The following is a 2,009-nucleotide window of genomic DNA, read 5'->3' on the forward strand; positions in this document are numbered from 1 at the left end:
GAAGGGGGTGGAGAGGCCCATCTGCGAAGCGATTGATTGACCTGTTCCATCAAAGCTCGGCAGGCTACGGTTTTGCCCTGTTGCCGATCCCCAGCTTGGTCGTAAAAGACAATACCATCGGCCCGAGAAAGGCCCAACGCCAAGAACAACAGCTCCAAGACCCCAAAAGAAGCGGTCTCCAGCTCCGGCGCTCGATCCTTAAGCTCTGCCAGCGTGGTGTGGGCATCTTCCAGGTGGCCGAAGGCCGGGATCCACAGATGAGTTGCCGGCTCGGATCCCTCTGAGGACAAAGACTCCGCCTCGCCAGCAGCAGGATCCTCGACCACCCGCACCGTCAGCCAGCCGCCATCGGGGTAGCGCAAGGTGGTGTATTGCAGGTGATCCAGGTGTTGAGCCACCTGGGTGAGCACATCCGCCACCTGTTGCATTGCCGCCGTCGGGATCCCGTTTTGGGGAGCAGTATCCACAAGGGTTGCGGCCTGTGCTGCCAAACTAACCACCATGATTGACAACAATCCTCATTCACATCCAGAATAGATATTCGCAGCGATTGGGGCTGTAGTTCAATTGGTTAGAGCACCGCCCTGTCACGGCGGAAGTTGCGGGTTCGAGCCCCGTCAGCCCCGTACTCCTAGAACACTCTAGCTTAGTCGCTCCCCTGCAGCCTCATATCTCCAGACTGATCTGATTTCTGATGGAGACTGCTGCGCAACGCGGTCGGCCTGGGGTTTAAGCTTCGGCGGTGGGGCCACTCTAAAATGGGGCTTAGTCCAGGGGAAAAACCATGCAGTATCGCAGATTTGGGCGTACCGAGCTGCCTATGCCCGTGCTGAGCTGTGGTGGCATGCGCTATCAACACAGTTGGCAAGATACTCCTTGGTCAGGGATCCCAGCGGCAAGCCAGCAGAACCTGGAGGCGACGATTCGCCGGGCCTTGGAGGTGGGCATCAACCACATCGAAACTGCCCGCGGCTATGGCACTTCTGAAATGCAGTTGGGCCGCATTTTGCCGCTCTTTCCCCGGCAAGATCTGATTGTGCAGACGAAAATTGGCCCCAGCGCCGACCCGCAGCAGTTCCTGGCCAAGTTCGAGCAATCGATGAGCTACTTGAACCTCGATTATGTGGATCTGCTGGCCATCCACGGGTTGAATACCTGGGAAGACTTGGAGCACAGCCTGCGTCCAGGGGGGTGTCTGGAGGTGTGTCAGCGCCTGGTACGGCAGGGGCGGGTGCGTTTTGTCGGCTTCTCCACCCATGGGCCGACGGAGTTGATTGTGGAAGCCATACGGTCAGGGGGCTTCGATTACGTCAACCTGCACTGGTATTTTGTCAACCAGACCAACTGGCCCGCCATTGAGGCTGCCGCTCAGCAGGATATGGGGGTATTCATCATCAGTCCCTCGGATAAGGGGGGCAGGCTTTACGATCCGCCCGCCAAGCTGGTGCAGTTGTGCCAACCCCTCAGCCCGATGGTCTTCAACGACCTGTTCTGTCTGTCCCATCCCCAGGTTCACACCCTCAGCATTGGGGCGGCCCGACCCAGCGATTTTGATGAGCACCTGCAGGCGGTGGAGTTATTGGATCGGGCTGATGAGCTGTTGCCGCCGATCCTGGCCCGCCTAGAGCAAGCTTTGATCGAGCAGGTGGGGGAACACTACGCCAAAACTTGGCACCAGGGCCTGCCTCGCTACGACCAAACCCCCGGACAGGTGAATATCCCGTTTATTCTGCTGCTGCGCAATTTGGTCTTGGCCTATGACTTGGTGGACTATGCCAAGAGCCGTTACAACCTGTTGGGCAATGCCGGCAGTTGGCTCCCCGGCCAGCGGGCAGACAAAGTGGATGCCGAAGCCCTGCGACCTTATCTTATCCACAGCCCCCACCGCGACCGGATCCCGGCTTTGTTGCAAGAAGCCCATCGCCTGCTCTCTGGAGCTGAGGTGAAGCGCCTATCTCAGAGCTAGCTTGCTCAGGGATCCCCCCGTTTGACGGTCGAGATCCGGTGGA

Annotated in this window: 2 protein-coding genes and 1 tRNA gene; 2 read left to right on the forward strand and 1 reads right to left on the reverse strand. The window is 58.8% G+C overall.

All coding sequences use genetic code 11. The features are described from left to right. Positions 1-503, reverse strand: a 503-nt coding sequence (locus NW820_RS01680; RefSeq protein WP_414406509.1) for a hypothetical protein, incomplete at its 3' end; no start/stop codon positions are given. Positions 504-552: 49 nt separating this feature from the next. Between NW820_RS01680 and NW820_RS01685 the strand changes: the two genes are divergently transcribed. Both NW820_RS01685 and NW820_RS01690 read left to right on the forward strand, forming a co-directional pair. Beyond that, positions 553-626, forward strand: a tRNA-Asp gene (locus NW820_RS01685). 158 nt (positions 627-784) lie between these two features. Then, positions 785-1,966 (forward strand): aldo/keto reductase, encoded by a 1,182-nt coding sequence (locus tag NW820_RS01690; protein ID WP_414406510.1) that lies wholly within the window; start codon positions 785-787, stop codon positions 1,964-1,966. Positions 1,967-2,009: the final 43 nt, after the last annotated feature.

This window comes from Synechococcus sp. R55.7, assembly GCF_047461955.1.
Taxonomy (GTDB): domain Bacteria; phylum Cyanobacteriota; class Cyanobacteriia; order Thermostichales; family Thermostichaceae; genus Thermostichus.

Coding starts and splice junctions, on each gene's coding strand:
- NW820_RS01690 (WP_414406510.1), top strand. CDS start 785: ATGCAGTATCGCAGATTTGGGCGTACCGAGCTGCCTATGCCCGTGCTG.